This window comes from Mesorhizobium sp. M7A.F.Ca.CA.001.08.2.1 (assembly GCF_003998455.1).
GTDB lineage: Bacteria > Pseudomonadota > Alphaproteobacteria > Rhizobiales > Rhizobiaceae > Mesorhizobium > Mesorhizobium ciceri.
The window spans coordinates 1-6,715 of sequence record NZ_RZPW01000311.1; the positions used below are offsets into that span (position 1 = coordinate 1).

Annotated in this window: 6 protein-coding genes and 2 pseudogenes; 3 read left to right on the forward strand and 5 right to left on the reverse strand. The window is 60.2% G+C overall.

Features of this window, described 5'->3' with window-relative positions:
- Window positions 1-121: 121 nt before the first annotated feature.
- Window positions 122-459 (forward strand): annotated as a pseudogene (locus EN914_RS18860) (phosphotransferase-like protein).
- Window positions 460-509: 50 nt separating this feature from the next.
- On the opposite strand, the gene EN914_RS18865 reads toward EN914_RS18860, so the two are convergent.
- The 5 genes from EN914_RS18865 to EN914_RS18885 form a co-directional block, all read right to left on the reverse strand.
- Window positions 510-1,646: a phosphatase PAP2 family protein gene (locus EN914_RS18865; RefSeq protein WP_024503357.1), complete on the reverse strand. Its 1,137-nt coding sequence runs from the start codon at window positions 1,644-1,646 to the stop codon at window positions 510-512.
- Between the two features lie 203 nt (window positions 1,647-1,849).
- Window positions 1,850-2,281, reverse strand: a complete 432-nt coding sequence (locus EN914_RS18870) for an HIT family protein (RefSeq protein ID WP_013531772.1) — start codon at window positions 2,279-2,281, stop codon at window positions 1,850-1,852.
- Between the two features lie 86 nt (window positions 2,282-2,367).
- Window positions 2,368-3,582 (reverse strand): GNAT family N-acetyltransferase, encoded by a 1,215-nt coding sequence (locus tag EN914_RS18875; protein WP_024503356.1) that lies wholly within the window; start codon window positions 3,580-3,582, stop codon window positions 2,368-2,370.
- 50 nt (window positions 3,583-3,632) lie between these two features.
- Window positions 3,633-4,361, reverse strand: a complete 729-nt coding sequence (locus EN914_RS18880) for a glycerophosphodiester phosphodiesterase (protein WP_024503355.1) — start codon at window positions 4,359-4,361, stop codon at window positions 3,633-3,635.
- Between the two features lie 14 nt (window positions 4,362-4,375).
- Window positions 4,376-4,840 (reverse strand): RidA family protein, encoded by a 465-nt coding sequence (locus EN914_RS18885; protein WP_024503354.1) that lies wholly within the window; start codon window positions 4,838-4,840, stop codon window positions 4,376-4,378.
- Between the two features lie 138 nt (window positions 4,841-4,978).
- Between EN914_RS18885 and EN914_RS18890 the strand changes: the two genes are divergently transcribed.
- Window positions 4,979-5,806, forward strand: a complete 828-nt coding sequence (locus EN914_RS18890) for a cell envelope integrity EipB family protein (protein ID WP_013531768.1) — start codon at window positions 4,979-4,981, stop codon at window positions 5,804-5,806.
- A 113-nt stretch (window positions 5,807-5,919) separates the two neighbouring features.
- Window positions 5,920-6,715 (forward strand): annotated as a pseudogene (locus EN914_RS18895) (hypothetical protein); the annotation flags it as partial.

Genomic DNA, 6,715 nt, shown 5'->3' on the forward strand with positions numbered 1-6,715 from the left:
GTTCAGGGGCGGGTCGCTTCAACATGACCCAGTGAATCAAAAACCCCCGGCAAATGCCAGGGGTTTGTCAGCAGCCTGAAAGCCCCGGCAACGGGGCTTTTTTATTGGAGCGAGGGTAGGCATAATCGGCCAGATCATCATCCTGAACGGTGCGCCGCGATCGGAAAACAAGCATCGCTAAGGCTGTTCAGGAGTGCTTCGATAGCGTCTGGATCAATCTCGGTGTCGACGTTTGCGAGCAGGCCATGCCGCCGCGCTATCGACCCGGGATGGGATTGCGGCCCGATGGCGCGCCTGTGGCAGGAAGAGGTGCACCGGCCCGGCGTGTACGATCTGGAAGTCGACACGTCGCTCCTGAGCCCTGGGCAATGCGCGGACACGCTCGCAGAGCAGCTTCGGCAAGGATCGTATCGAACAGCGTTTCGGAAATTGTCCAACCCATCCAGCGCCGCCCTTTAGGCGTTTTGACCGGCATGCCGCCGCAGGCGAGTTCGTCCAGATCGGCGAATTTACATCCCGCAAAGGGCCGGCGATTGCATGGTGGAGCTCTCAGCGGCCGCGCTGTCCGACTCGAAACGGGTCAGCAAATATCCGCACGCCTTCCAGATCGCGACCATCAGGGATGCGCCCGCATAGCCATCCACGGCATAGTGCCAGCCAAGCACGACGGATCCGACCATAATGACGCCCGCGAATAACCACATCACAACACCGGCCAGCCGAGACCGCCGCGTTGCATAGAGAGCGAACAGCACCGCCATCGCAACGTGCAGGGATGGGAAGGCGGATATACCGACGCTGCCGGTAGTTGCGCCGGTGTAGCCACCCCACAGCATATCCTGCGTGTTGAGCGCCCAGATTGGATAGATGCGATCGGCGGTGGCGAGTGCTTGCATGAGGGCGTGAAAGTCGTTGCCGAACCCCAATCGCTCGTAAAAGCAAGGGCCAGCCGACGACAGGCCCATCGCGAGGAAGAAGCCACCCAGGGTCCACACCGTCATGAAGCTCATCAGGAACTGGTGACGCAGCTTCGTATCCTTGCGTGCGATGCACACGGTGAAAACCGCGGTAATGAGCACGACGAACCAGAAATTGTAAGCTATGTTGATGATCTTCAATGCAAGCGGCGACTGGACGATAAACCACAACCATTCGTGCGGGGCTCGACCGAAATGCAGGATGCGGTCGGCCTGAGCCAATGCCTTGTCCCATGCAAACGGAGAGAGGATTGCAATGGCTCCCTTCAACACACCGATCGCGGATATGAAGGCAAGGCCCGCACCCAGGCCATTCAGGCTGTTGGCAATGCGTTCGGCGTCGCCAACGAATCTACCCAGTGACTTCAGGAAGGTGTGCAGCGGTTCGGTATCCCGCTGGACCAGCGCAAGATGGAGAAGCGTCCCAAGTGCAAAGGCTGAGCCGCAAATCCAGAAGGCGATGAAAAGATACTCAGCGTATTCCTCCAGAACGCCGAAATCCGGCATGTTTCCAGTGTGCCACCCGACTGCGCTTGCCAGAAGCAGCGCAGCGGCACCCATAGCGTGCAGCAGCCGGTGTCGCCAAAAGCCATCCGCCAAGATGCCAAGAAAAGCACGCTCGACAATTGCCCCCGCCAGTGGGGCCGATGCCGCAACCGAATGTTCCATGGTTTTGAAGCCCCACAGCTCGCCACGCGTTAGCATTTTACCGTGAGATGGTTCGATATTTCCTAATCAGACGATTAGAGTTGCAAACGGTTGAGTCGGCACTGGGCACGGCCGGGCATTAGAATCGGCTTCTGGACTGAACGGCGCTTGTCAGTCCGATATTCTCGACCCGGTCCACCACATCATTGGCGGACCTCCCGCTCTCAATTTTTGAGTGCAGTCCGTATCTTTTCGGCGTTCCCGACCAGAATCTCCGGCTTCTCCATCTCGCCCGTGTGCGGCTTCAGCGGGATGCCGTCGAAGCGCGGAATGACATGCACATGCAGATGATAGACGGTCTGCCCCGAGGCCGGCTCATTGAACTGCATGACGGTGACGCCATCGGCGCCGAAGGCCTTTTTCACCGCCAGCGCCACTTTCTGAACGGCGCTCAAGAGATGGCCGAAAATTGACGGATCGGCATCGAGAAGGTTGCGCGACGGCGCTTTCGGCACCACCAGCGTATGGCCGGGCCCCTGCGGCATCACATCCATGAAGGCGATGACCGCATCATCCTCGTAGACACGGTGCGAGGGAATTTCGCCGCGCAGGATCTTGGCGAAAATGTTGTCGGTATCGTAGGCGGCCTCGGTCATGGCGAACGCTCCGGATTGTGCCTTCGTGTAGCGAAGGCGTCGAAATTCGGCAAGATAATCGTCGCCCCCCAGCCGGCCAACCGGGGCTACTCCTCGAGATCCTTGCGGAACGGGGTATGCTCTTCCAGATATTCGCTCATCCGCTCCACCTCCTGCCGTTCGCGCCGGAGATAGTCGGCGACGGCGTTGCGCAGGCCTGGGTGCGCAATGTAGTGCGCGGAATGCATGGTCACCGGCCGGTAGCCGCGCGCCAGCTTGTGCTCGCCCTGCGCTCCCGCCTCGACCACCTTGAGCTTGCGCTCGATGGCGAAGTCGATCGCCTGGTGATAGCAGACCTCGAAATGCAGGAAGGGATGGTCCTCGATGCAGCCCCAGTTGCGGCCATAGAGTGTATCCGAGCCGATGAAATTGATCGCGCCGGCGATATAGCGCCCGTTGCGCCTGGCCATCACCAGCAGGATGTCGTCGGCCATGCGCTCGCCGATCATCGAGAAGAATTGACGATTGAGATAGGGCCGGCCCCATTTGCGACTGCCGGTGTCCATGTAGAAGGCGAAGAAATCGTCCCAGGCTTTCTCCGTGAGGTCCTTGCCGGTCAGCCGGTCGATTGAAATGCCTGGAGCAAGCGCTTCGCGCCTTTCCTTTTTCATCGCCTTTCGCTTGCGCGAGGCAAGGGTGGCGAGGAAGTCGTCATAGGTTGAAAAGCCTTCGTTGAAGAAATGGAATTGCTGGTCGGTGCGGTGCAGGAAACCGGCTGCTTCCAGCACCTCCACATCGCTCTCTTGCGCGAAGGTGACATGTGCGGAAGAGACACCGAGCTTTTGCGTCACCGCCTTCAGGCCCGCCGCGAGACCGGCCTTCACCTTGGCACTGTCCTCGCCCCTGGTGACCAGCAGGCGAGGGCCGGTGACCGGGGAGAACGGCACGGCACTTTGCAGTTTGGGATAGTAGCGGCCACCAGCGCGCTCGAACGCATCCGACCAGCCATGGTCGAACACATATTCGCCCTGGCTGTGCGATTTGAGATAACAGGGCACCGCGCCCAGCAATCTGCCCCGCCCATCCTCCAGCCTGAGATGGTGGCCCTGCCAACCAGTGCGGCGCACGGCGCATCCGGAATCCTCAAGGGCGCTCAGGAAAGCGAATGAAACCAAAGGATTGTAGCTGGTTTCTAAATCGCCGCGCGCAGTTCCCGCAAAGCCATTCCATTCATCACAGGTGAAGGCGCCGATGCCGGCGGCGACGCGGATCGAATAGTCCGCATTGGCCGTTTGTCCGTCACCCTCGTCGCCCTGATCCATGAGGCTTATTTAAGCTCCGTCCGGCCTGGTGCAAGTCACGTTTCAGACACTCAGGCGACTTTGACCAGATCGGGTTCGAACCCTTCGAACGTCATCTGATCGGCATATCTGAAGGTCAGGTCGACCGCCGGCTGGTCATGCACCGTCCAGGTGATAACAGGCATTTTCAGCCTTTCACGCACGAAGCTGACAAATGGGTTTGGCAGGTCGCCGGCGGCGTAGGAGGTGAAGGCGATCTCATGCGCCAGCATGGCGAAATGCGCCTCGATCAACCCGACGTCCTTGCCGTAGGCGGTGAGACCCCCTGGGATACCCGGCGCGTCCTTTGGAAAATCGCGGACCAGCCAATGGTCGAACGACATGATCGCCGCCTTGCCCTTGTAGCGCTTGAGCATCTTGCCGACGCTTGCCACCAGGCCTTCGTCATAGCCGGGCGTGCCTTTCAGCTCGACGACCAGTGGCACGCGGCCATCGACCAGGTCGAGCGCTTCCTGCAGCGTCGGCACATGGTCCGCCGTGCCACCGACCCTGAGCGCCGCGAGTTCAGCTGCGGTACGCTGCCAGACGAAACCATCCTGGCCGGTCAGGCGCTTGAGATCGCCGTCATGGATGATGACGGGAACGCGGTCGGACGACAGGTGCACGTCGCATTCGATGGCGTAGCCGCGTTCGGCGGCTGCGGCAAAGGCCGACAGCGTGTTTTCCCAGCGCGTCTTGTTCATGTCGTGGAAGCCGCGGTGGGCAACGGGCCGGGCGGTCAGCCAGGATAGGTCGGTCATATCTGTACCCTGGCTCATGCGACTTCGAAGATGGCTTCGATTTCCACTGCGGCATTAAGCGGCAGGCAGGCCGTGCCGACGGCGGAGCGTGCATGCTTGCCGCGCTCGCCAAGGGCGGCGACCAGGAAATCGGAGGCGCCGTTGGCAACCAGATGCTGCTCGACGAACTCGGGTGACGAGGCGACGAAAACGGTGATCTTCACCAGACGGCTGATCTTCTCGAGGTCGCCGAGTGCTGCCTTGGCCTGCGCCAGGATGTTGATCGCGCAGTATTTTGCCGCGTCCTTGCCGCCTGCCGTGTCGACGTCGCGGCCGAGCAGCCCGCTCGCCTGCAGCTTGCCGTCCTTGAGCGGCAATTGCCCGGCAGTGAACAGCAAATTGCCGGTCCTGCAATAGGGCACGTAGTTGGCGGCGGGCGCGGCGGCGACGGGAAGCGTCACGCCCAGATCGCTTAGCCGCTTTTCGATTGTTTCACTCATGGTATTTCCCTATTGCTTGGTGACGCCGCGCCGGCCGGGCCGAAATTGCTATTTTTGCCTCGCTTCCGCCACGACTTTTTTTAAGCTGGACCATCTTTCCCTGCGGCCTGCCATCAGTCGCGACGATCGGAGTACCTCATGCGCGCAACGCGCCTCGCATTCCATGCCGTCCTGTTGTCGGGGATATTCTCGATAGGCCCTGTCTTCGCAGCGCCGGCACTGCAAGCCCACCGCGCCGTCTACGATCTTACCCTGAAAAAGGCTTCCGATCAGTCCGGCATCACGGGCATATCCGGCCGCATGGTCTATGAGTTCAATGGCTCGGCCTGTGAAGGCTATACGGTGAAATTCCGATTCGTCACCCAGATCGTCACCGCCGACAACACCAGGTTGACCGACCAGCAGACGACCACTTTCGAGGATGCCGAGGGCAAGACCTTTTCGTTCGTGACAAAGTCCTTCGTCGACCAGAATCTCGACAAGGAGGTCAAGGGCATCGCCACGAAAGAGACCAAGGGCCTCAAGGTCGACATCGACAAGCCTGAAAAGAACAGCGTCGAGCTCGCGACAACCCAATTCCCGACCCAGCATCTGGTCGAACTGATCGGCAAGGCCGAAAAGGGCGAGAATTTTTACGAAACCAACCTGTTCGACGGTTCCGAAGACGCCAACAAGGTGATGACCACCACCGTCGTTGTCGGCAAGAAAACCGATGCCGACAAGGCCGACCCGGAAGCTTCGGCACTGGCAAAGCTCGCCACCGACAAATACTGGCCGGTCGACATCGCCTATTTCGACGACACCAACAAGACCGGCGAAGAGGTTCCGGAATACCGTATCAGCTTCAAGCTGCATGAGAACGGCATCACCCGCGATCTCGTCATGGACTATGGCGACTTCTCGATGACCGGCAAGCTGGTCAACCTGTCGCTGTTCGACCAGACAAAACCTTGTCCCGCCAAATAGTGCCTGTCTAGGCAGCTGATTTGCCACGGCACGGCGTGGTCGTAACGAACGACTTGAACGTGCCGCAATCGTCTCTCAACCTCTTCCAGCGTCCAGGCGCGAGGGGGATCAGCTTGAGCAGGATCGATACGTTCGTCGCGCCGCGGCCCAACCCGGCACTGATCAGGGCCATGACATCCGTCAACCGGATCGTCATGCTGCGCGGCATTCCCGGGTTTCGGGATCTGTTGCCGTTCAATCGCCTGGCCGGTCTGCGCGGCGTCTCAAATGTCCGCCATATCGACTTTCCCGACGCCGATCTTGAGCGGCTGAAGGCCAGTTGCGGGGCAGGGAAGGCGACCTTCATCACACCCAATCATCCCGAGTTCTTCACCGACTGGATGATCGACAAGGAAATCGTGTCGCAGGTCAGCCCGCTCACGGCCTCATGGGCGACCAATGGTGTCGTCAACGGCCTTGGCCGGCTGATGCAGAAGTTCTGGCTTGCCAACAATCTGATCGCCCAGATTCCCGGCAACAGCGGGGCAGCGAAGGAACACTCGATCGCCTGGGCCCTGAAAGGCCATGGCGTGCTGCTGCATCCCGAAGGCGGCGTCGGCTGGCATGCCAATGTCGTTGCGTCTTTGCTGCCGGGTGCCGTCGAGATGGGACTGGAAGCCCTCAAGCGCGGTCGGGCCACGGATTCCAATTTCAAGGTCTGGATCGCGCCCGTCGTCTGGAAGCTTGCCTTCACCGGCAACGTCGAAGCGGCACTGGCGAAGGAATGCGCCTATGTCGAGAAAAACCTCAAAATAGAACGCCAGGCGACCGACACGCTGCCGCAGCGCATTCACCATGTCTATTCGACACTGCTGGCCCGCGATGAAGCTGCCAGCGGCATGCCGTTCGACCAAGGCGCTTCCTATGCCC